Raw genomic sequence first — 23,789 nt, forward strand, 5'->3', positions numbered from 1 at the left:
TGTCATTTATTATGAAAAGTTGGAGGCGGCAAAAACAACGTTTTATTCTGATGATTATAGGTGCATTATTAATCAGCGGGGGTCTAAGTACACTAATCGGTCTGTCAGAAACCAATAAAGGTACCGTGATTAATTCCCTTCAAAAGAAGTGGGCAGCTTCTTATGATATAGTCGTAAGACCTAAGGAAACAAAAAGTATAACCGAAGAAAATAATCTCTTTGATCCGAATTATTTAAGCGGAATCTCGGGGGGAATTTCGGTTGAGGATTATGAGAAAATCAAAAACATTCAAGATGTTGATATTGCTGCACCAATCAGTATGATTGGATTTACCGGGTATGGAGTAATCTTTAAAAGTCTAGACATTAAAGAACCTGGTATTTATCGTGTTACCAATACTAGTACTGATCATAATGGACTTGAAGAGGGAAAAGAAATAGAAGAGTTTTATTTTTCTAGAGGAATCCATGAGGAACCAGATCAAGAGGTAGTTGATAAATATGGATTTGTTGGGTTTAGTGCACTCTCCGATTACACAAGAGTTTTGTTGGCAGCAATTGATCCTGTTGAAGAAGCTAGACTGGTCGGTTTAGATCAAGCAATGGTCCCTCTTGAAGGTGAGAAAAACTACTTTTCAGAAAGTGATATTGTAAGTTCGATTGATTTAAGCAAATCACCAGGACCTATAAAAATAAATGCAATGGAAACAACCTTTCCCGTTATTCTAAGTAATCGTTCCTTTATTAATCAAACAATCAATTTTAAAATTGAAAAATTAGATATTCCATATAAAGAGGTCAGTGAGAAACAAAAAGCCTTAGAGGAAATTGAAAAAAATGGGGGAGCAAAGTATTTAAAGACATTTCCAGCCACTAATACAGAAAGCTTTACCTACAATTCCGATGAAGCTCATAGAGTTATGATTGAGAATTTCTTAGGAATTGATACAAAAACAGGTAAAAAGAAACCAATGGATGAGGAGCTGGTAGTCGACTATCGAAGTATTCTAGGTGAGAAAACAGGACCACTTACTTACAAAACTATAACAAGTCCGTTTCCAGACAGATGGACGAACGCTTTTGAAGTCATTCCTTATAAAGGTGAATCCATTGTGAAAGAAGTGTCGACTTATCGTAAACCACAGATTACAGAAAAAAGCTTGCTGAAAAATCCAAGATTGAATCCAATCTTTATTGGATTCTTTGATCCGGGTAAATTAAACATCTTACAGGATCCCGAAAATGAATTGCCGATGGAAACCTATAAAGCCCCAATCGCTAATCTTGTTTTAAATGAAAAGGGGGAACCTTTGAATCCACCCAGAAGTATTAATCCAACATCCAATATGTATGGTTTCATGTTGCAATCCCCATCGATGCTAACAACCATTGAAGCGGCACAGCAAATTTTAGGTGAAAGTCCCATTTCTGCCATTCGAATCAAAGTCAAGGGTGTAGAGGGACTGGGAGATGAAAGCCAAGATAAACTAGAATCCGTTGCAAGTGAGATTGAGAGAATAACAGGTCTTAAAACAGATATTACATTAGGATCTTCACCGCAGCCATTACTAATAAATATCCCGAAAGTAAATAGTGATGAATCACTTGGCTGGATTGAACAGCCTTGGATAAAAATTGGGGCTTCAATCAATATTTTCAATGAAACAAAGGTAGGGTATACAGGAATCATTCTTTGTAATATTCTTGTTGCCATCATCTATGTCTTTTCAACAAGTTTAGTTTCATTCTTATCGAGGAAACAGGAATTTGCTGTTCTTTTAGCAATAGGCTGGAAACCAAAACAATTAAAGAAACTTTTACTAGTGGAGTCTTTATTAATCGGTGCCATAATAACGGTTATTACACTATTGGCTCAATTAGGATTTAGTTTTAGTGGAAATTTTTCTATTATTGATTCACTTTTGCTCACGGTATTTGTCATGATGATCTATCTAATTGGTCCTCTCTTTCCGATGCGTTTAATCAATAAAATTCATCCTTCACAAGTAATGAGAGCAGGAGAAATAAGTGTCACAGCCAAAAGGGTTTTTGGAACCCATGGATTATGGTCCATTGTTCTTAACTCCGTCCTAGGAAGGTTGCCAAGAAATGCTGCATCCATTTTAGCCATTGCGTTACCAACTTCATTACTCATCTTGTTCATTTACGTGACGTTTCGATTAAAGGGTGTGTTGTACACTTCGTGGCTGGGTCAATACGTATCAATGGAAGTGGGGACACAGCATTATATCGCTGTCGCTGTATCCTTACTCATTTCCATATTAACCACCTCGGAAATCCTGTATCAGAATATAAATGAGCGAAGAAATGAAATTTCTTTATTGAAAGCATTAGGGTGGAAAAATAAACATGTCCGTTCAATGGTGTTGCTGGAAGGTGCTGTAATTGGGTTAATCGGTGGTGTGATTGGAGGAATTCTTTCACTACTGATTATTTCTTTTATGTACGGACCACTTCCAGTTTCCGAGTTATGGCTGCCGCTCATCACCTGCTTAAGTCCGATCATTGTTGGAATTCTCGGAGGATGGTTGCCTTCTAGAATGGCGATGAAAACAGAGCCGATGGAAGGAATGAAGGGAATCAGTGGGAGTTTTCCTAGTGAGAAATCATATTTCATTGGGTAGCAATAATATTTTAAAAGTCGTGTCAAAACTGAATCATATTGCACTGCCTTAAGGTGGTGCTTTTTTTTATTTGGGCATTAATAATAATTTTAATCTACCATAAAAATACAATTTTTTACAAAAACTTTTATTTATTTTGTTTCCTAAAACTAGTATGATAGGAGAATAGGCACGTTTACTATATCCAAATAAAGTTCAATGATACGATAGTGGACTTTAACTTAGCAAAAAAAAAACTGAAAAAAGAAGGATTCTGGTAATAATGAAAGATAAATTCTTACTGACGGATACTGTGACTGAACAAATATTTTCTATCGTTAGGTGGATATTTCTAGTTGTAGCAGTTATTGTTTTTTATTATCCGCCCATTGCCTCCATCGTAAACTTCGAATTACATACCTTTAATTATTTACTCATTTTTGGTATTACCTATATGACAGTTGCACAGATTGCTTTATGGTTAGCACCTGGGAACCATACGATTTTTAAATTGCTTATGAAAACGGGAATTCTTTTTGATTATATAGCACTTATTTGGCTTTTGTTCTTAACGGGAGGAGTAACGAGCACGCTGTTTCCAATATCTTACCTGTTGGTCATGCATTCGACGATTTATTGGAAAATCCATGGAGCTGTTCTATCTTGTACAGTAGTGGTGATTAGCTATTTTATATTGTTTTGGACCAGCCTGCCTTTACCTAAACTATCCATTGTCATTTTCCTATTAAATCTTACCTTTTTAATCGTAATTGGTTTTTTTGGAGCATTGATTGTGAATAGAGAACGACATCATCAAAAGCTTCAATATGTGTATAAGGATTTGATTGTTCGTGATTATTTAACAGGTTTGTATAATCATCGACATTTTCAAGAAACGCTCAAAAACTCTTTTTCTAGTAATAGTAAGTCAGGGATGGCTGTAGTGCTGGCTGATATTGATAATTTTAAAAAAGTAAACGATACTCATGGCCATGTAGTAGGGGACAAAGTATTAATGAAAATCGGCGAGATACTGCAAAATACCATTCCTTCCACACTAGGAAACTCGTTTCGTTATGGAGGGGAGGAATTTGCGATTCTTTTTAATACAGCAGATAATGAGAAAATTATTCCGTGTCTGGAGAAGGTCTATAAAGAATTACGAGAAGTCCAGTTTGTAAGTGAAAATGGAAGTTTTTCCGTGACGATGAGCTTCGGTTTATTTTCGAATCAACAAGGTATCTCAAATCAAGTAGAAATTGTCAGGCGCGCAGATAAACTATTATATAAGGCGAAGCATAACGGCAAAAACCAAGCGATTTTTGATTGCGGGACGGTCATTAGGGGTTAGTATTCGTTTTAGCTGCTTCCATTAAGGCGCATATCCATGAGGGTGCGCCTTTTTTTACTTTATGGAGTAAAAGAAGGGATTTTTGTAATAAATAGAGAATTTACTATCTTTGAAGTGGAAGATTTTGTAGGAGGTTTTTGGATGAAGTTTATTTTGATATTTGGTCCGCAGGCTGTTGGAAAGATGACGGTGGGTCAGGAATAAAGATAGATTCAAATTATAACATTTAAGAGGAGACCATCATGAACTTAAAATTTATCAAAATAATAGAACCTAGCGAGACTCTTGTAGACGTTTTTAATCGTTGGGATAATGATGAGGTATTAATCCCATTGACACGCCCGAATAAAAACAAGGCTGCGTTGGAACGTAGGGATACCATGACCTTGGATGACCTAAAACAAAGATTAGAACACCATCACATTTATTTAATTTACCTGGATGACCAATTAATCGGCGAAATGAATTATACGGTTGACCCGAACTACCTTTTCAAAAAAGAAAAAGGAACTGCATGGATTGGGATTACAATAGGAGAGCTCGAAGGTAGAGGCAAAGGGATTGGCTTTCAGGCAATTCAATACTTAGAGGAAGAAATTAAGAAACAGGGTCTGAACCGGATTGAGTTGGGTGTATTTGAATTTAATACACAAGCACAGAAACTTTATCAGAAACTAGGATATAAGGAAATTGGACGTATCGAAAATTTCACTTATTGGGCGGATAAAATGTGGTTTGATATCCGAATGGAGAAGTATTTATTAAATATATAGAAGAACCCGAAATAAATAAAAAAATAAAGGATGGAGGAACTATGACCAACATTAAAACGTTAGACACCCCAACCTTGCTGTTAGACCGTCAAAAGCTGTTAAAGAACATAAGTGATATCGCTAGCTTTGCAAATGAACAGGGTGTCTCTTATCGACCACATATCAAAACACATAAATCCATGAAAATAGCCCAGCTCCAGGTGGAAGCAGGAGCAGTGGGAATAACAACGGCTAAAATTAGTGAAGCAGAAGTAATGGCGACTGGAGGAATTAAGGATATATTAATCGCGTATCCCATTTCAAATCCAGACAAAATTAATAGATTAATAAAACTATTACAAAAGGGCGTTCGTCTGAAAGTATCCGTAGACAATCCTGTATCCTTAAGTAATTTACAAAGAGGACTAGAACATACACCTTATACTTTAGAAGTATGGATAAAAGTAAATTCAGGTCTCAATCGTTGTGGAGTAGAACCCGGGGAGGAAGCTGTTCTTTTAGCAAAATCAATTATGACTCATTCAAAGCTTAGACTCGGGGGGATTTTTACACATGCTGGACACTCGTATGCAGCAAATACCTATGAAGGAATTGAAAACATAGGCAAACAGGAAGGGCTGGCAGTCGTTGAAAGTGCAAGGGAATGTGAACAAGCTGGCATTCCAATTCCAGTTCGAAGTGTTGGTTCTACACCTACATTCAAAATTGCAGGAAAGGTACAAGGAATCACAGAAATCAGGCCAGGTAATGCGGTGTTTTTTGACGCCATTCAAGTAGGTCTAGGTGTAACAAACATTGAGAATTGTGCACTAACTCTACTAGCATCTGTGGTGGGTATCTATAATGATAGGGTTATTTTTGATACAGGCAGTAAGTCTTTATGTTTAGACAAGGGTGCACATGGTAATCAGAGTGTTAGCGGGTTCGGTCATATCATCGGACACCCTGAAGTAATTATCGAACGCTTATCCGAAGAGCATGGGGTAGGAGTTATAGCTCAAGAAACCAATTTAAAGTTAAATGATAAAGTACAAATCATTCCAAACCATGCCTGTCCTGTCGTTAATCAGTTTGAAGAGTATGTGGTTCATGAAAATGGACAGGTTATCGATGTTTGGAAAGTCGACGCTAGAGGAATGGTTAAATAAATTTCTCGGTGATCAATAGAGGACAACAAAAATATAACCCTGACTAATCCAAATACCGTCCGCAAAACATGGGCGGTGTTTATTTATTTATCAAAACACAAACTGTCTATAAATTTGATGGCTACAACCTTGTTAGATATGATAATAGAAGGAATCATGTTAAGTTTCCTTAGTTCTTAAGGATAATCGTGAAGGGAGACCAACAATCATAATGTTATATCTACTAATCATAATAAGCGTTCTAGCAATTGGAATCATACTCTTTATTACTATACACCCGACGTTTGGTGGCAGTCCTAGTAAGCAGGACCGTGAGCGTTATCGTTATTTTGACCATTATAAAAATAAGGAATTTGTCAATCAAAGACCTACCGACATGAAGATGGACGTACCTACCATCCTTTCTTTAATGAAAGACTCCTTAACGGGGAAAAAAGATCGGAGTCCCATGAACCCTATTCCTATTTCTATAGATTGGGACAAGATCCACAGTGTTGAAGACAACTTGACATGGTTTGGTCATTCAACGATACTCCTCACATTAGACAAAAGGAAAATCCTGATTGACCCCATGTTTGGACCGTCTCCATCACCCGTATCATTTGTTGGCAGCAAGCGTTACAGTGAAAATCTATTATATGTGATCGAGAAGTTACCACAAATCGATGTTGTGTTAATTACACATGACCATTATGATCATTTAGACTATCCATCCATTATCAGGTTAAAAAATAGAGTGGATCATTTCATTGTCCCGCTTGGAGTAGCTGCACATTTAATGAGGTGGGGAGTAAAAGAAGATCAAATAACGGAATGTAATTGGTGGGATGAAGTCAAATGGGAAGGTTTAACGATTGCGTCCGTTCCATCCCAGCATTTTTCCGGGAGGGGATTGTTCAATCGAAATAGTACCTTATGGAACGGCTGGGTGATCCTTGGAGTAAATCAGAGAATTTATACAAGTGGGGATGGGGGATATGGACCGCATTTTAAGCAAATTGGTGAAAAATATGGTCCTTTTGATCTCACTTTAATAGAAGGCGGCCAATATGATAAACGGTGGTCAGCAATCCATATGCAGCCAGAAGAATCTGTTCAAGCTCATCTTGATGTAAGAGGCAAAAACATGATGCTGATACACTGGGGAGCTTTTACATTGGCGTATCATAGCTGGACAGATCCAGTAGAAAGAGCCATACATGCAGCTGAGCTAAACAAAGTTAATTTAATCGCACCAAATGTAGGGGAAACGGTTGATTTAAATGGAAGATTCCCAGAACCTAGTTCCTGGTGGAAAGCACTTAGTACAAATATCTCTTTAAAAATTGAATCCTCAACTCCAAAGTAAATAACCGATTTCATCACTTTTTATAAAATGGTTTGCGACAAGACACTTCGCTTACTATTATTGGCTTTATCTTTGTCTTAGGCTCTTTTCTAACAGATTGGTGCTTTAATCAATATGGAAAGGAACGTTCCATTTGTATACATACAACATTCTATACGAAAAGAGCCTTGTCTTAATAGGAAATATTGTTTTATAAAGAATATGTCGATTTTAAGTCCTAAGGTAGTACTGCAGATAAATTGTCAAGTATTACTATTTTTCTTTTTGAACAGTATAATCATGGATGGGAGTTGAGAAAATGAATGCAAAAGACATAGCTAATATCCGGAAACAGTTTAAATTGAACAATGATCTTATGAAAATTCGCGAAATCTTAAATGTTTATGTTCAGAAAGAATCAGGTGAGATTTACCACTCCGTCATTTCACCATTTGAAATGCTAGAACAGGAGTCGCAAGAATTATTTTTGATGAACTTTAAGAAGATTTTAACAGGGGCTCTCGATGCCAAATTATTTGAGCTGAAGTTTCATCGAGATGCAGAAGATAGTACCCAAATGATTCTCTTTGATGGATTGCAAAGTGATACAACCGATGATTGGATAGAATATATGCACCAAATCGTAGGAAAAATGTTTGCTCATACGGTTTATGAATTTGATACAGTGGTAACGTTTATCCGAGGAGAATATCGCAAAGCGACCAAAAAACGAGATCCAGAATCCGGAGAAGGCGGAGATGACGCGGTTTATTCCAACGAGTTTATTCTCTGCAGTCTTAATAAAACCGACCAGCCGAAAAAAGCTTTGGTATTTGATTATGTTGAAAGAGAATTTAGATCAAATAACGCCTTTGATCCAATTATTAATTTAGCGCAGCCATTGTCAGGATTTTTGTTCCCTGCTTTCAATGATAACGCGGCAGATGTGAACCATATCCTATATTGTGCTGGTAAAGCAAATCAACCAGATGAAACATTTATCGAACAGGTACTCAATTGCGAAGAAATCATTACGGCTATGGAGGAAAAGGATAGCTTTGAACTAATTCTGAATAAAGTAATTGGAGATACAGTAGATGCCCAGGTAATTTCTAATGTCTATGAGGAAATTGACAGGGTGGTTCAAGAGAATAAGGAAAATGAGGAAAGTGAAGCACCTAAGTTGGATTCTCGAGATATCGAACGGATTTTAACCGTCAGCGGCGTTGAAAATATAGACACTGCTAAAGTGGAACATGCATTCAAAGCGATTGTAGATGATGAAAAACATGAGTTAAAAGCAAGCAATTTAGTCCCTAAATCGGTAAAAATTGAAACAAAGGTTGCAAACTTATCTCTCAGTCCGATGGATTTGAAACATGTAAAATATATTATGTTTCAAGGTAAACGGTGTTTATTGTTGGAAATCGATGATGATGTTATCGTTGAAGGATTCAGGCTAGAATCAGAAATACACTAATGTAGTGGGTCAGTCCCTTTTGCTTTAACGCAATAGGGGATTGACCCTATTTTCTTACTGTTTATATTCCTTTTGCAAATTTTTAGGAGAAAGATTGTATTCCTTTTTGAATAGTCTATAAAAACTTGAATAATCAGGAAAACCGCATTTTAAGGCAATTTTCTCTATCGGAATCTGATTTTGTTTAATCATCGTAACCGCAAAGGATAACCGTTTTAGTGATACATACCGGTAAAAAGGAAGGTTCATGTGTTTTTTAAAATAATGTGAAAAATAGTACCTATTTAAATGAAAATAGCTTGAAACTTTGTCTAAGCTTAAATCTGGTTCCGCTAAGTGGGATTCAATGTATTCCAGTATTGACACGATCCTTTCGTCGTGTTCTTGCTTGTTATTTAGGTTTGGCAAACTGCTAGCAGGATCAAATATGATTTGAAGCACTTGGAATAAGAGATATTGTAAGGTGAAGGAAAAATTTTCTTCACCATTTTTTATTCTATGAGTCATTTCATGCAGTAAAGAGATGATTTCTTGAAAATTCGCTGCATTCAGATGTAACACATAAGACCCTTGTGTTTTTTGATAAACAATATTCTCATTTATAGATGGTGAGACTGTTACAAAGTTAGCCATTAAACGATTACTAATGTTGATGATGATTCGTTCATAGTCATCGATATTCTTAACGATTGCTTGATGAACCGCAGTAGCAGGCACCACTACAATATCCCCTCTCCTAAGGGTGTAGGTCTTTCCTTCACAGAAAAAATTACAATCTCCGCCTAAAAATACCAAAATCTCCAAACAATCGTGAGTATGTAAGCGAAATAAAGGATCTAATTGATAAAATCGTTCTGCGGATTCGTTATATTTTTTGAGCAAATTATAGGATTGATTTTTATGGCTAAAATCATGAATTTCAAAAGATTGATTGACTACTGGGATATGTATCGACTGTTTCATGCAGGTCGTCCTCTCAAAAAAGCAACATTTACAATATTTCTAGCAATAAATGATATTTTTTTATTACATTTTGTTGTTATTATAACACTGTAAAAGAATTTGATATAATGATAAATCCGAAAATTGAGCACTTTAATAAAAGAGAAATTTTTGTTGGATCTAGAATCAAGGATTATGAGTAGGAGGGGTTAAAGTGGAAAAAAATCATAAACAACCAGAATTAGAAGTCAGGGTTAAAAACATTATTGAAGTAGATGGGTTGAAATTTAAAGACTTAAATAATAGTGGGAAATTAGAGCCATATAAAGATTGGCGTCTAAGTCCAAAGGAACGTGCGGAGAACCTAGTTTCATTAATGAATATCGATGAAAAAGTCGGTATGATGCTAATTAATACACGTTTTATGGGGCTTACTCAAAAAGATAAGAATAAGACCAGTCATGATGGTGTGCTAGATGAAGCAATTGTTGAAAAAGGTGAAAATATTTTTACTGCTTCTGCAAAAATGTACGGAACAACACATACAATTGAAAACATGCATTTACGTCACTTCATTCATCGAGACAATCATAGTCCGGCCGAAATGGCAGAGTGGATTAATAAAATGAATGAAGTTGCTGAGGGAACACGTCTTGGTATTCCAGTCTTAATTGCATCCAATTCTCGAAATGAAAATGGTGAATCCATCTTTGGCATGAACGATGCAGTTGGCATATTCTCCACTTGGCCAGGAACATTAGGGCTTGCTGCAGCAGCTATGGGAGATATCAATAATGGCGGTGATGCATCACTTATTAGCCAATTTGCTAAAATTGCACATGACGAGTGGGATGCTGTTGGAATTAGAAAAGGCTATATGTATATGGCGGATACTGCTACAGATCCTAGATGGCAGCGTACATATGGCACATTTGGAGAAGATCCAGAGTTTATTTCAGATGCAATTGGCCGCATAATTGACGAATTCCAGGGAAAAGAGTTAGGAAAGCATAGTATTGCTATGACAACCAAGCATTTTCCTGGCGGCGGTGCAAGGGAAAATGGCTTCGATCCTCACTATGAAGAAGGAAAGTGGAATCTATATCCAACTCCTGGAAGCTTAGAAAAGTATCACTTACCACCATTTAGAACAGCGGTCGAACATGGAACTTCTTCGATTATGCCATATTATTCAATCCCTCGTATCAATAAGAGTACGGTGCAAGAATTCGAGGGTGAAGATATTCCATTTGAAGAAGTTGGATTTACGTTTAATCATTATTTCTTACAAACCATCCTTAGAGACAAACTAGGATTCAAAGGCTATGTAAATAGTGACAGCGGAATAGTGAATAAAATGGCTTGGGGCCAAGAAACGAAAACCGAGGCAGAACGTTTTGCAAAAGCAGTCAATGCCGGTACAGACCTTGTTGCGGATACAAATGATATTGAGAATCTTAAAAAAGCAATCGAAAGTGGCTGGATTAGTGAAAAGCGTATTAATGAAGCGAATACACGCTTACTAGAAGAAATGTTTACGTTAGGATTATTCGATGATCGTACGTATGTTTCTCCTGAACAGGCTGCAGAAGTAGTTAGCACACCAGCTCACTGGGAAGCGGCATATGAAGCTCATAAAAAATCTATAACCGTTCTTAAGAATTCAAATCAAACATTACCTTTAACAGCTGAAAAACTTAACGGTAAGAAAGTGTATGTTGAGGTTTTCCATAAGGATCAAAAACTAGCAGATATGTACACGGAACAAGCAAGGAAAGATTGGAAAGAACTTGGAGCCATTACTTTGACTGAAAATCATGCCGAAGCAGATGTAGCGGTATTGATTTTACAACCAAAATCTGGAAACTATTTTCATGCGACGCCTGGACTGTTAGAACTTGAATTAGTTGAAAATAAAACGTTAAAAGCGTTAGATGGTTCTGAGTATCAAGATACGACATTAAGTGGAATGAATCATCTAAGGGAAGTTTGCGACAGCATCCATAATCGTGATGGAAAAGTCATCATCAGTGTCAATATCACATTGCCGTGGATACTTGAAAATGCGGAGCCTTTAGCAGATGCATTGGTGGCTGGTTACGATACCTTCTTTAAGCCACAATTTGAAGTAATTACAGGCAATTTCCAACCAGTAGGCGTCCTGCCGCTGACATTGCCAGCAAGTGAAGCAGTGATTGCGGTTGATGAAAATGGAGACTGTTTCTCAAGAAATGATGTTCCAGGTTATGACAAGGACAAGTATATGCCAGAAGGAACTTCATATGCATATAAAGACAGCGATGGTAATGTTTATAAACTTGGTCATGGACTAAAATATTAAAAAAATGGATTAACACTTAAAGTTAAGGTGATTTGCCTTAGCTTTTTTTGTATACAAAACTGGGTGTAACAAACTATTAGATGGATAGGTAATATGGACTAACAGTCTATTCATATATATGGGAAGGAAGTGTATAGCTAAGGAGGGACAACATGGCAGCAAATCCGATTGTTGCTAGATCATTAGACGAAATTAAATTCTGGTCTAGGATTATGAAAGAACATTCTTTATTTTTAAGTCTGGGATTCACCTATGAACAGAAACAATTAATTGAGGAAGCCCAGCAGTTTATGGCTTTATTCGAGAGAATTGAGGAGAAGCTATCCAGGTTTACGGTCAATTCGGATTTACGTCAAGTTCAAGCTTTTAATACCGAGGTTTATCAAGCAGCAGCAGCGATTTATGCCTATAAAAGGAAAGTATTAGATTTAACACTTCGCTGTCAAATCAGGCATAACAATTTCCCTTTATTAATTGACCATATTAGCAGGGAAGCCGCATATTTTGCTAATCGTTTAAAAGAATTAAATGAAGGGATATTAGCCCCGACACCTGATTCAATAATTGAAGAGAATGTCTTTTTCTTAAAGATTATGGCTGACCATGCAAAATTTATCGGGCACCTTTTAGATCCTTCGGAAAGAAAGTTAGTGGAGCAGGCGAGAGAATTTAGTAATGATTTTGATAAATTGTTGTTCCAGGCCGTTGATTTAGACTATATGCGGCCGCAATCTGAAACCAAACCATTACTCGATCAATTTTTAGACCAAAATAAGGTATCCGTAGCTTCATTAAGGGATTTCAAGAAAACGGCAAGAGACTTAATAGAAGAATGTCGAATAAAGAGCAACATTCATCCACTCCTAGCTGACCATACATTTAGAGAAGCCTCTAGATTCCTAGAAATTATTGATATGTTTGAGGCTAGCCTGAGCAGAGACTAGATTAAGAGTTTAAGAGATTAATACATGATACAAACAAACCTTCCACCTAGTAATGGTGGAAGGTTGTTTGTATATTATTTGGAAACGTTTTCGATATAACTAAATTAGGCCTCTTTCGTTCTTGTTTCTTGATTTAAAAGGTGTCCAACAAACGAAATTTCTTTTATCGTAACCGAAAGTTCCCCGGTTGGAATTTTTAACGAAATCTTCTCACCGATATTTTTAAAAAGAAGCTGTCTGCCCACTGGAGATAAGAAGGAAATATAGCCAAGATCCGGATTCGATTGCTCTGGATAACAAATGACGTAATCCTCTGTTTCGTTATCTTCGTCATACAATACGGTTACCTTTGTCCCGATTAACACCTTTGGAAAGAATGAAATATGATTATTTTTTTGATTCACTTTTAATAAGTCCTCAACTTCTAATACATATAAATTAAAAAAGTGTTTTAATCGGTCCTGTATTGGGGTCGATGAGAGATAAGCTTGAGTTAACTCCTTGATGTTTTCATCAATATAAATTAGTTGTTGAACGAAGTAGTCTCTACTTTGATTCGCACTACGGTTCATAGTAGATAACCCCCAAGCTAGGATTTAACTTTTGGCAAAACTTCATTAAATTTCTCATAAAAAATTCCTCCTAAATAAAAAAATGAAACCTTCCATACAAGAAAGCAGATAGACCAACAGTAATATTGGCGCAGCTGTTTCTGTAATAAAGAGGACTATAGCCCCTTTACTGAATGGAAGATATTAGTTTTATCTTAACATATATTTACCAAAATATCATGAATACCTATCACGTATGTTAAATATCTTACTTTCATTTGGGGAACCTAAAGATTATGAAGGAATATTTTATTTTGCTTAGGAGAACAAAATGAAGACATTCGTAAAACCACCTGCTTTATTGGTTTTAGACGTTCAAAAAGGCTTTGATGATTCCTATTGGGGGAAGCGTAACAATCCGCAGGCAGAGGAGAATATTTTAACACTCTTAACAGTTTGGAGAAAACGGGGCTGGGAAGTCATTTATTCAAAGCATTTATCGTTATTGCCTAAATCACCTCTCAATTATCAAAATAAAGCAGGTGTTGAATTCAAGGAAATCATCCAACCCTTACCGCAAGAGGTTATTTTTCAAAAAAATGTTAACAGTGCGTTCATTGGGACAGAACTAGAATCGTACCTAAGAGATAAGCAGATGACTTCCGTTATAATTACAGGGTTATCAACACAACACTGTGTTTCTACCACCACAAGGATGAGTGGTAACTTAGGATTTGAAACGTTTCTTGTAGAAGATGCAACTGCTGCATACGAAATTACCGACCATAAAGGGAATACCCTTTCACCAGAGGATGTGCATAAGTATGAAATTGCAGCCTTACATAAGGAGTTTGCAACGATTGTTACTACCGATGATGTATTGGCACAGATTTAGTAGGTAAAGGCTAATTTATAGAATTTCATATGGAAAACAGAGGAGTAAGAGCAGTGTGCAGCTGCTCTTTTTTCTTGTGCGAATTTTGAATGGGCTGTAAAATAACTATCAATCACACAGATTGAGGGACCATATAATGAAGAGATATACATTAATAAAGAATTACAGAGGTATTCATAAGAAAGGGACGATGTTCTTTCTTATCGCAGAATCAGAGTTTATCGGTGTAAAAGAGTTCGTGTTACAAACCGTGAAATTGGATGGAAAAATCATCCTAACTGAAAAAGAACTGAAGGATTACTTTAGGCAATTGTATTAATTATTAAGAAAACAAATAATTATTTGTAAATAAACATTTTTCGTATGAAATTTTATTAATCTTCAGCTAAAATTAATTTAGAATTGTATTTTATTGACCTCTATCCAATAAAAATTAGGAGTTGGATGAAGATGTGGTCTTTTATTTCCAAAAGGAAAAAGAAAGACAAATTAGAAAGTCTGAATGTGATGTCCATACAAAAAAGTACGAAAGTGGACGAAATTGAAAAAATTTCTAATACTCTTAAGGAAGTACTTTGCCAAACTTCAAATGAAATCGTCTTTTTATGTGTTGGATCAGATCGGTCCACAGGTGACTCACTCGGTCCAATGGTGGGGACCATGCTGAAGGAAAAGAATATTCCATTTCCGGTTTATGGGACTTTAGAACAACCCGTTCATGCACTAAATATAAAAAAAGTTATCAAGGAAATCCATAAAACATATAAAGAACCTTATATTTTTGGAATTGACGCTTGTTTGGGGGATGAAGGGAAAATAGGATCGGTTTTTATAAAAGAGGGAGCCTTTATTCCAGGAAATGCGGTGAATAACATATTACCCAGTGTGGGTAATTACCACTTGAAGGCCATTGTGAATTATCTGGATCCACTCTCACCGGTACAGTCTCTAAATAGCACTCGTTTGTATACCGTTAAAGTTCTTGCAGAAATAGTAACGGAAATTATCACTAGGGCTGCATTTGATGATGGGAACGTTAATAATAATCAAGTAACGTAATGTTTCACTTAGTAAAAAATGTACCGCAATAATCTTCTTGCTAGGGAAAAATGCCTAAAAAATGTTATAATTGGTATAAAGTATACGGAGTTTGAAGAAGGAGGAAAAATGGTAAGTAATTGGACGGAGGATAATTTAATCTCGATTCGTGAGAGGGTTTATATCCACATTAAAGATTTGATTTTAGAAGGAGAGTTCAAAGCAGGCGATCGTTTAGTGGAGAGGGAATTGGCAGAAAGATTGAATATTAGTCGTACGCCTATACGTGAAGCATTATTTCGTTTAGAATCACAAGGATTTGTGAAAACCGTACCTAGAAAAGGTGTCATTGTTGCAGATATCTCGGAAAAAGAAATCATTGAGGTATTTACAATCCTCTCATCTCTTGAAGTATTGGCTGCCAAATTAGCTGTCCAAAAGTTAGACGATAGTACAAAAAATAAATTCATCGAATGTATTAAAAAAGTGGAAGCAGCTTTGCAAGATAAAAGAGAATCGGATTATGCAGATATCCACTTTGAAATCAATCATCTTTTATACAGTGCTGCTAACAATACTAAATTATATGAGATTCTTAGTGGATTATCGGATTATATCAAAGCATTTGCAAAGCTTGGCCATAAAAAAACCGGAAGAGCAGAACAGGCAATGGAAGAGCATATAAGAATTATGGAAGCCATTGTGAATCAAGAAACAGAAATGGCAGAATTTCTTACAAAAATTCATATTGAAAATGCGAGAAAGGCCTACATTGAATCTGTTAAAAAAGGATAGGGCAAAAAACAAAAGAAAGAAAGAGCTAATCTATAGCTCTTTCTTTCTTTTGTTTATACACCGATTACAATGGAAGAGGTTAGGTTTTTTAACACCTTGGCGACACTCATCGCTACAATAGGACTTGATTTAGGATTTTGTTGGTATGGTTGATTTTGGACAGATATCTCAATCTCGCCAAAAAATCCTTTCGCCTTAATGGTATGAAGATTACGTTGTATGGTGGGATCGACATAAACTTGAACATTCGTTTTTTCAAAGCCAATTCCTGCTAGACTTAATGTAGCGGAGACGTTGACATTTTCAGGGAATAATTTTGCAGCATTTCTTGCATTCCCTTCAAAAATACAATGGGGCTCAGAAATCGTTTCTAGGTTAACTTTTTCCTCCGCAATCGTTCCGTACCAACTTTTTACTGGTTTCCTCGTAATAAGGGTAATCTCTTCAATTTCACCTAAAACCCCAGCAGCAATTCTATCTAAACCACCTATAGCAGCAGACGGAATTAAAATTTGTTTGTTGTTTTCTTGTGCTGCTTTATGGAGTGTATCCAGAAACTCATTGTCAGCTAACGCACCCACCGAAATGACAACTAAATGACTCCCACTTTCCAAGGCTTTTTTTCCGTATAATTGTAAAGCATGATGACCTGCAGCTTCTATTACAATATCTAAATCTTGATTGAAAAAAAACTCTTCATCGTTCGTGATGGAAAAAGGAAGCTGTAAAAGCTCCTCCGTTTGATTTGGGTTTCTGACAAGAACGCTTTGTAGCTTAATATCACCAGCTTGCTGGGATTGAATTAATTTTGCAATACCTTTTCCTATAGTTCCATAACCAATGATTCCAGCTTTTAGCATAATACAACCACCTCATATTATTTTTGAAAGATTAGTAACGTTAAATTAGTAAAAACTCTGTTAGATTTCCTTACAACTTTCTACTATAAACCATTAAACCATGATATCGTAAACGTAATAAAAGTTTAATTAGGAGTAATATCCCAGGATAGAAAGGAGAAATGGTAAATATTGCATAAACTATTTGGTATACGATATACCGATTTTTCACTCTATTTTACCTAAATCTATCAAATTTAGCAATAGAGTAATTTTAAAATACAAAAATATCAAAATATTTAAAATTATTTGCACGATTAACTCATTGATGTTATTATGTTTTATAAGGTGTTTATAGTGATAATTTTTGGGGGGGTGGTTAGGGTACAAATAAAATTTGAAAGCGTTATCTTTGATTGGTTGAAAATCATTTGTTAGCAACGTGATTAAGCAAGGACTCATATTTTTTTTAAAATGAAAGAAATTTTTTATATTACTATGGTATACAATCTACAATGCACAATATACAAATCTTGTATATTGGCAAACATCTATGTACCTATTTTTAAAAATGAGGGAATACATAAATTTGGCAGCTAGCAGAATCATTACCTCATCAAACTTTGCAAACTTGAAATTTCTCGCCATCCATAAATGGATCCTGAACCAAAAAAATGCGGAGAGTCGGAGGGGAATATATGGAATTAACATTAGCTCATTGGATTTATGCTCTTGTAACTGTTTCTGTCATTACTACGATGCTATTTAGAAAAGGTGTTGTATTACCTGTCATCATAGGTACTTTTTTAGTAGCGGTAGTATATAAAGGAAACTTAATCTCAGGATTTCAGGCAGTCTTCAATGCAAACCTCGTTGCTGCTAAGGAGCTATTCAGCATTTTCTTAATTATCTCCCTAATGATTGCACTACTTAATTCATTAAGAGATTTAGGTGCTGACAAAAAACTAATTATTCCCATTCAAAAAATAATGGTTAACGGACATGTATCATACTTGGTACTAATGGTCGTGACCTATGTCATATCCTTGTTTTTCTGGCCAACACCAGCTGTCCCTCTTATTTGTGCTTTATTAGTACCGGCTGCAGTCCGTGCAGGATTGCCTGTCATGACAGCTGCTATGGTGGTTGTTATTGCTGGTCAAGGGATGGCACTCTCATCCGACTATATTATGCAAGTTGCTCCTATGCTTAGTGCAAAGGCAGCAGGAATTGAGAAAACTTTAGTTACAGATAGAGGCTTAATTCTTTCACTGATAACAGGTTTTAGTGCATTAGGTATGGTCTATTTTGCACACCGGAAATCAATCGTGAAAAGTTCCAATGTAGATTCTAATATGAATTTTACAGGGGATAATGCATTTTTTAATGTTGCGGATGAACTTGCTGCTACTACTGAAGAAAGTGCTGTGCTAGAAAATAGAAAGAATAAATGGAGTAAGAGATTCGCAGTCTTAGTCCCATTATCCATGCTGGCTGTGATGATTTATATGTTCCAATCCAAATTCTCTGGTGGTGCGGGTTTTGAAGGAACAGATGGTGCAGCTTTTGTTGGTGGTGTGGCGGCAGTTCTATTAATCCTTGCAACCATTGCTTTTAACCGAATCCATGCGCTTGATAAAATTAGTGATCATATTACTGAAGGTTTTGTATTTGCATTCAGAGCCATGGCCCCAGTTATTCCGATTGCAGGTTTCTTCTTCATGGGGAGTGGGGATTTTACACCAAGTATACTTTCACTTGACGCAGAAGCTGCGAAGCCGGCATTCCTATTTGATATGATTCAGGCAGGACAGACTTTTATTCCTCAAAACTCCTTTATTGCTGGTTTTGGTATTTTGATTGTTGGATTAATAACCGGGTTAGACGGCTCCGGGTTCTCAGGGCTTCCGTTGACAGGTGCTCTGTCTGGAGCATTAGCGAACGGAAGTAGTATTGATCCTTCGACCATGGCAGCAATTGGTCAAATGGGTGCGATTTGGGGTGGAGGAACCATTGTAGCTTGGTCTTCTCTTGTTGCAGTGGCTGGCTTCTTACAATTATCGCCGATTGAACTTGCCAGAAAGAACTTCATTCCTGTTTTGACTGGTTTATTCATTGCAACATTAATAGCTTTATTAATTTGGTAACAAAAATAAATTATACTTAGATGAAAAATTGAGGGGCTATCGGCAAAGTCAAATCAGACCAAGCTAATAGCCCTGTTTTTTATGTTTAATATAATATGGAGAGGTGAAAATTTTGAAGAAAGTAAAAGTGTGTTTAGTTGGTATTGGTAAATTGGGGAAAGCTTTAATGGAACACTGGAACAGTGCGAATCTGTCAATAGGAGTTTATCATCCTTCAATAACGAAAACCGAAGATTTTGTTCAACACTATCAAAATAGTTACCTTTTGACCCCTGGTAAATTTAACGAAATCGATGTATTCATATTGGCACTTCCAGCGAAGGAGGTAATCCCTTTTATTTCAAATGAAATGATAAAAGTGCAACCAATTTCTTCTATTAATATTGTTAATATGGCAACGGCGATAAATACAAATGATCTTAAAAATAGTTTCCCATCCTTAAATGTTTTTGGTGTCAAATATATGGGGCAATGGAGAGATTTATTGGAGAATGGCAATGGTTTATTTATTACAGAGGCAGCTTTACCAAAGCAAATTGAGGATTTGTTTCTACCCTTAGGTCAAGTGAAAATAGACCTGGAGAATAATTTGATTAAAGTAAATAGGTTGGCAACGTACCATGCATTAAAAACAGCTATTGCGATTGAGAAGGTTATGACAAAATATCAATACTCACCTGAGTATTCGAAAAGGGCATTAACATCCCTAGCACCTGAAGTGATCCGTTCCTATAGTAACGGAACTCTTGGTCACTTTGCAAAAGAAATTCTAAAAGAAATTGAGTCAGAAAAAGAATAAAGGAATGAAAAAACCAGAAGTTGAATTGTACCAGCTCCTGGTTTTTTCTTTGTTTTAATTTCCTCATCAGCCAGTAAATACTTGCAAGAGAATCAAGTAAAGCATAACGATGATGATATACGATGAGGCAAAGGCAATATTCCAATTTGATACTTTATAAGAAGTATCTTTTACAAGATTCGACATAAGTCCTAATGTCGCATTATAAGGACCTACTAAGAAAGAAGCGACTGCCCCAGCCAACATGGCCACTGTTAGTATGTGTGGATTAAGACCAAGGGCAGAAATGTCCAAGCCTCCTGTCATCAGTGCCAGTGAAACCGCTGGATGAAGTCCTAAGAAGGCTAAAGCTAAAGGGACCAAGGGAAGTAGAATCATAAAGATTTCCACACCAGCCACGTCAATAAATGTCAAAATCCAATCATTCAACCATTCATTAGTATGGGAGATTGTGATGGTCGAGATAAAAAAACCGGCCGATAGAAAAATAAAAAATTGGTCTTTCATACTGATTGAAAAGGAGTGAAAATGTTTTAATAATTGACTGCCAAATTCTGCTCCTTTTTTTAGGAATAGGGACCAAGCAAGTGCAAATGGAATGACAAGAAATGAGACTAGAATTAAAAACGAATAATGAAACAGTGACTCAGCTATTGATATGGCAATAACAAAAATAAGAATCGCTAAGAAAATTTGCAATATCCTGATTGGAGAATTCACTTGACACTGTTCAATACTTGCTGCTGTTTCATGAGCAGAAACGTCTTGAACAGAAGAAGTAAGCATCTTCTTCGCTCTACGTGCTCCAATGAACCAATCCATCCCCAAACCTAAAATGCTTAGTGGAATCACATAGGGTAAAATGGAGATCCAGCGTACGTCGGTTACAGAGATAACAATACCTACGATGGGGGTAACCGGAGCCCACAAGAGGGGCATGGCAAACCCTCTAGTAATCGCTCTACTCATAAATCGTTCTTTATTTTCAACTGAAAACATGTTCAATGATGGGCGTATCGAATAATAGGTCATCGGCAAAGTTGCGAGATTCATAAAAATACTAAAAAAATACGAAATACCTGAGGTTATGATATATAACTGACCAGAATTTTTTACCTTTTTTTGAATAATCGTTTGGATGCCGCCGCTATATCCTCCTAATTTAATTGGGATTCCTAGAATAGGAACTAGGGTAAATAAAGTAATCAAATCAAGCATGGGTCCAAAAGATAATATGTACTCATACCATTGTGCTTCGGATTTCCATAACAGTGCGAACCCCAAAAGCAGGAATGCCCCCCCTAATAGTTGAACGGAGCGTTTAGCAAGAAAAAATGTGCAACAGACAATAATAAAACATAGAATCGATAGCAGGACGCTAAAGTCGAGTTGAGGCAGTAAAGTAGATAATAAAAACATAAAAATAACGAATAAAAATAAGAATCTTAACATAGCAACACCCTGCTTTTTTGTATTTGGTCCATATCCTAAAACAGTAAACTATATTTCTTTGGTATACCAAACATGAGATTTGTTCACCATTTATACACATTATACACTGTTTATTTGGTATATGGTATACAATTTACTTGTAATTTCTTCAATACCATTATACAATAAGGGTAAGCAATACATGATAATAATAGGGGGAATCGGGATGTTTAATTTTCTTTTTGGATCAAAAAAGGCTATGGAAAAAGCTGAAAAGAAGTTAGCGCGTTTAAGAAAAACATTAAATTTTTAAACTTCCTTCCAATATAATAGAAAAAGCCATCACGGGGGGGGCTGGTTAACAGCCCCGGAGTGGTGGTTTTTTTCGTTCTCAAATGACTAAAAAAACCGGAGATGAGTGGGTCAGCTCCGGTTACGTAATAATTGAATAGCTTAGATTTCTTATCTTATGAAGCTACTTCAGTTGCTTTCACTAGCTTGGAATGAATGGAATCTTCACTATTCCCTGATGCTCTGACAATTTCATTTAATTCTTCACGTGCCGCTTCAATCGTTTCAAATCTTTCGAAAAACTTCACAGCAATGTGGTTTACATAATCCTTACCTTCAAATTCTTCAAATAATTGAATCTTAATACTTTCATCGAGTACTTTAGCAATCGTGTATTTTGCTTTCAATTTATCAAAGAAATAAAAGTTATAGGTCTCAACGGTCTCTAGCCCTGCATTATCAAGAATGGTTTGAAAAGTATCTTTATTTGTAAGTACAATATAGTTCCCCATTATACACACTCCTTCTATTTTTTCTTTTTGATATAGGTTTTCCTTGAAAATGTAAGTATGTAAGAACCACCTCTCAATTTGATATTTTGTATACCAAATACCTTACAAGTAGTTTATCTTAAGTTATCAAAATGTTCAATGGTATATTCTAATTTTTTAAAAAATTATAAAAACTTCTTTTCTTCTTAGGTAAATTGATTGTATAATTCTTAAAAAGCATCAAATTCTTTGGTCTACAATCAGAAAGGGGATATTTTATGCCAAAAGTAATTCTTCATGTGGATGGAACGGTAGTCGAACAACAAGTAAAGGATAATGCGAATCTAGTAGTTTTAGCAGGTATCCGACAATTTCCTCAATTAAAGTATGGTTGTGGAATGGGCAGGTGTACCAAGTGTACATGTCGTGTGATTAGCGGAGGAGATGCAATCGCACCTCCAAATTGGAAAGAAATAAAAATGTTAGGTGACAAGGTGGAGGAAGGATACCGCTTAACATGCCAATTAACAATCGAACAGGATATCGAAATTTCTCAAGAAAACATCTCCATTCAACCGCCAAAGAAGCAATCTGCTACCCTAAGATAGTAGATTATTTTTTAAAGTATTATTGGTATACAAAAAACCTAAATGAATAAGGATATTGTGAGGGGATTTTATTGGATTGTTATAATCTAACAAAAATGACGTGGCAGGAAGTAAAAGAATCATTAAAGACCGTTACGTTTGCCATCATTCCAATTGGAGCACATGAACAACATGGACCACATATGGCTGAAAGCTGCGATGCTGTATTGGCTGAGAAGATGGCGGAAAGACTTGGTCAAAAAATGTTTCCTCATGCATGGGTGACTCCAACTGTTAATATGGGAGTCTCACCACACCATATGAACTTTCCTGGAACGATTTCATTGCAGCCGGACACACTGATTTCAATTCTAAGGGATATGATTTCATCCCTAAGTCACCATGGAATAAAACAATTTTTATTGTTAAATTCACATGGAGGCAACCAATCAACCTTGAGTGTTGCCTCAATGACGTTGACAAAAGAGTTGAATGTAGATATTTATTATGCAAAAACGACAGCCTCGGCTAAACAAGCAATCGGTAACTCTATCACATCCCCATTGTTTGGACACAGCTGTGAAAGAGAGGTATCTGAAGCTTTGTATTTAGCTCCAGAGCTAGTACGGCTTGATTGGCTTGAAAAAGGCGATATACAAGAACAGGGAAGATGGAAGCAGCTTCGACCGGGAAAAGCGATTCAAGGTTTTTATTTCTATGAAGAAATGACCCAAAATGGCTGTATAGGCGATGCTACTCAAGCAAGCTATGAATTGGGGCAACAGATTGTAGAAGAGGCATTGGATAATCTCACGAAAGACCTCTATAGTCTATTAAAAATAAATAAGGATGTTTTTATATAATACCCGGTTTTTGGTAATTATTTAATTGATATTTTAAAAAATTCTAAAAATTATATTTACAAATAAAAAATAATAGGTTAATATTTTAATTAAGGTATACCAAATACAATAATTTAAAAACAGCAGAGAGAA

Annotated in this window: 22 protein-coding genes; 17 read left to right on the plus strand and 5 right to left on the minus strand. The window is 36.1% G+C overall.

Annotated features, from left to right (window positions below; genetic code table 11):
- Positions 1-11 precede the first annotated feature (11 nt).
- From M3189_RS05245 to M3189_RS05275, 7 genes are all read left to right on the plus strand, one after another.
- Positions 12-2,645, plus strand: a complete 2,634-nt coding sequence (locus tag M3189_RS05245; RefSeq protein ID WP_251632718.1) for an FtsX-like permease family protein — start codon at positions 12-14, stop codon at positions 2,643-2,645.
- Between the two features lie 262 nt (positions 2,646-2,907).
- The gene (locus M3189_RS05250; protein WP_251632719.1) at positions 2,908-3,975 is read left to right on the plus strand and encodes a GGDEF domain-containing protein; all 1,068 of its coding nucleotides are present in this window, start codon (positions 2,908-2,910) and stop codon (positions 3,973-3,975) included.
- A gap of 36 nt (positions 3,976-4,011) precedes the next feature.
- Positions 4,012-4,179 (plus strand): hypothetical protein, encoded by a 168-nt coding sequence (locus M3189_RS05255; protein ID WP_251633010.1) that lies wholly within the window; start codon positions 4,012-4,014, stop codon positions 4,177-4,179.
- 38 nt (positions 4,180-4,217) lie between these two features.
- Positions 4,218-4,748: a GNAT family N-acetyltransferase gene (locus tag M3189_RS05260; RefSeq protein WP_251632720.1), complete on the plus strand. Its 531-nt coding sequence runs from the start codon at positions 4,218-4,220 to the stop codon at positions 4,746-4,748.
- A 41-nt stretch (positions 4,749-4,789) separates the two neighbouring features.
- Positions 4,790-5,896, plus strand: coding sequence for a D-TA family PLP-dependent enzyme (locus M3189_RS05265; RefSeq protein ID WP_251632721.1), 1,107 nt, complete (start codon positions 4,790-4,792; stop codon positions 5,894-5,896).
- Between the two features lie 211 nt (positions 5,897-6,107).
- Positions 6,108-7,244 carry an MBL fold metallo-hydrolase gene (locus M3189_RS05270; RefSeq protein ID WP_251632722.1) on the plus strand — a complete coding sequence of 379 codons (1,137 nt, stop codon included), beginning with the start codon at positions 6,108-6,110 and terminating at the stop codon, positions 7,242-7,244.
- 298 nt (positions 7,245-7,542) lie between these two features.
- Positions 7,543-8,703 (plus strand): DUF4317 domain-containing protein, encoded by a 1,161-nt coding sequence (locus M3189_RS05275; protein WP_251632723.1) that lies wholly within the window; start codon positions 7,543-7,545, stop codon positions 8,701-8,703.
- Between the two features lie 54 nt (positions 8,704-8,757).
- On the opposite strand, the gene M3189_RS05280 is transcribed toward M3189_RS05275, so the two are convergent.
- Entirely contained in the window at positions 8,758-9,666 is a 909-nt protein-coding gene (locus M3189_RS05280) for a helix-turn-helix domain-containing protein (protein WP_251632724.1), read from the minus strand.
- Positions 9,667-9,859: 193 nt separating this feature from the next.
- Between M3189_RS05280 and M3189_RS05285 the strand changes: the two genes are divergently transcribed.
- Together M3189_RS05285 and M3189_RS05290 are read left to right on the plus strand one after the other, a co-directional pair.
- On the plus strand, positions 9,860-11,986 hold the full coding sequence (locus tag M3189_RS05285) for a glycoside hydrolase family 3 protein (protein ID WP_251632725.1): 2,127 nt from the start codon (positions 9,860-9,862) through the stop codon (positions 11,984-11,986).
- 152 nt (positions 11,987-12,138) lie between these two features.
- Positions 12,139-12,930, plus strand: a complete 792-nt coding sequence (locus tag M3189_RS05290) for a DUF2935 domain-containing protein (RefSeq protein ID WP_251632726.1) — start codon at positions 12,139-12,141, stop codon at positions 12,928-12,930.
- 104 nt (positions 12,931-13,034) lie between these two features.
- On the opposite strand, the gene M3189_RS05295 is transcribed toward M3189_RS05290, so the two are convergent.
- A complete protein-coding gene (locus tag M3189_RS05295; RefSeq protein ID WP_251632727.1) occupies positions 13,035-13,502 on the minus strand; it encodes a GreA/GreB family elongation factor in 468 nt (155 codons plus the stop codon).
- Between the two features lie 310 nt (positions 13,503-13,812).
- On the opposite strand from M3189_RS05295, the gene M3189_RS05300 reads away from it, so the two are divergent.
- From M3189_RS05300 to M3189_RS05315, 4 genes are all read left to right on the plus strand, one after another.
- On the plus strand, positions 13,813-14,376 hold the full coding sequence (locus M3189_RS05300; RefSeq protein WP_251632728.1) for a cysteine hydrolase family protein: 564 nt from the start codon (positions 13,813-13,815) through the stop codon (positions 14,374-14,376).
- A 136-nt stretch (positions 14,377-14,512) separates the two neighbouring features.
- The gene (locus tag M3189_RS05305) at positions 14,513-14,695 is read left to right on the plus strand and encodes a hypothetical protein (protein WP_251632729.1); all 183 of its coding nucleotides are present in this window, start codon (positions 14,513-14,515) and stop codon (positions 14,693-14,695) included.
- 131 nt (positions 14,696-14,826) lie between these two features.
- Positions 14,827-15,435: a spore protease YyaC gene (yyaC, locus tag M3189_RS05310; RefSeq protein WP_251632730.1), complete on the plus strand. Its 609-nt coding sequence runs from the start codon at positions 14,827-14,829 to the stop codon at positions 15,433-15,435.
- Positions 15,436-15,543: 108 nt separating this feature from the next.
- Positions 15,544-16,209, plus strand: a complete 666-nt coding sequence (locus M3189_RS05315; protein ID WP_251632731.1) for a GntR family transcriptional regulator — start codon at positions 15,544-15,546, stop codon at positions 16,207-16,209.
- Between the two features lie 53 nt (positions 16,210-16,262).
- Here M3189_RS05315 and nadX read toward each other — a convergent pair whose 3' ends face one another.
- Positions 16,263-17,069, minus strand: a complete 807-nt coding sequence (nadX, locus tag M3189_RS05320; RefSeq protein ID WP_251632732.1) for an aspartate dehydrogenase — start codon at positions 17,067-17,069, stop codon at positions 16,263-16,265.
- Between the two features lie 677 nt (positions 17,070-17,746).
- Here nadX and M3189_RS05325 point away from each other — a divergent pair.
- Positions 17,747-19,195: a hypothetical protein gene (locus M3189_RS05325; protein WP_251632733.1), complete on the plus strand. Its 1,449-nt coding sequence runs from the start codon at positions 17,747-17,749 to the stop codon at positions 19,193-19,195.
- A gap of 112 nt (positions 19,196-19,307) precedes the next feature.
- The gene (locus tag M3189_RS05330; RefSeq protein ID WP_251632734.1) at positions 19,308-19,994 is read left to right on the plus strand and encodes a hypothetical protein; all 687 of its coding nucleotides are present in this window, start codon (positions 19,308-19,310) and stop codon (positions 19,992-19,994) included.
- A 66-nt stretch (positions 19,995-20,060) separates the two neighbouring features.
- Here M3189_RS05330 and M3189_RS05335 read toward each other — a convergent pair whose 3' ends face one another.
- Both M3189_RS05335 and M3189_RS05340 read right to left on the minus strand, forming a co-directional pair.
- Complete coding sequence (locus M3189_RS05335) at positions 20,061-21,278, minus strand: hypothetical protein (protein WP_251632735.1); 1,218 nt, start codon at positions 21,276-21,278, stop codon at positions 20,061-20,063.
- Between the two features lie 614 nt (positions 21,279-21,892).
- Positions 21,893-22,228, minus strand: a complete 336-nt coding sequence (locus tag M3189_RS05340) for a hypothetical protein (protein WP_251632736.1) — start codon at positions 22,226-22,228, stop codon at positions 21,893-21,895.
- A 257-nt stretch (positions 22,229-22,485) separates the two neighbouring features.
- Between M3189_RS05340 and M3189_RS05345 the strand changes: the two genes are divergently transcribed.
- Both M3189_RS05345 and M3189_RS05350 read left to right on the plus strand, forming a co-directional pair.
- On the plus strand, positions 22,486-22,815 hold the full coding sequence (locus M3189_RS05345) for a 2Fe-2S iron-sulfur cluster-binding protein (protein WP_251632737.1): 330 nt from the start codon (positions 22,486-22,488) through the stop codon (positions 22,813-22,815).
- Positions 22,816-22,910: 95 nt separating this feature from the next.
- Complete coding sequence (locus M3189_RS05350; protein WP_353057392.1) at positions 22,911-23,657, plus strand: creatininase family protein; 747 nt, start codon at positions 22,911-22,913, stop codon at positions 23,655-23,657.
- The last annotated feature ends 132 nt before the right edge of the window (positions 23,658-23,789 follow it).

Origin of the sequence: Neobacillus niacini, assembly GCF_023715415.1 — a bacterium.
GTDB classification, from domain to species: Bacteria; Bacillota; Bacilli; order Bacillales; family Cytobacillaceae; genus Neobacillus; species Neobacillus niacini_C.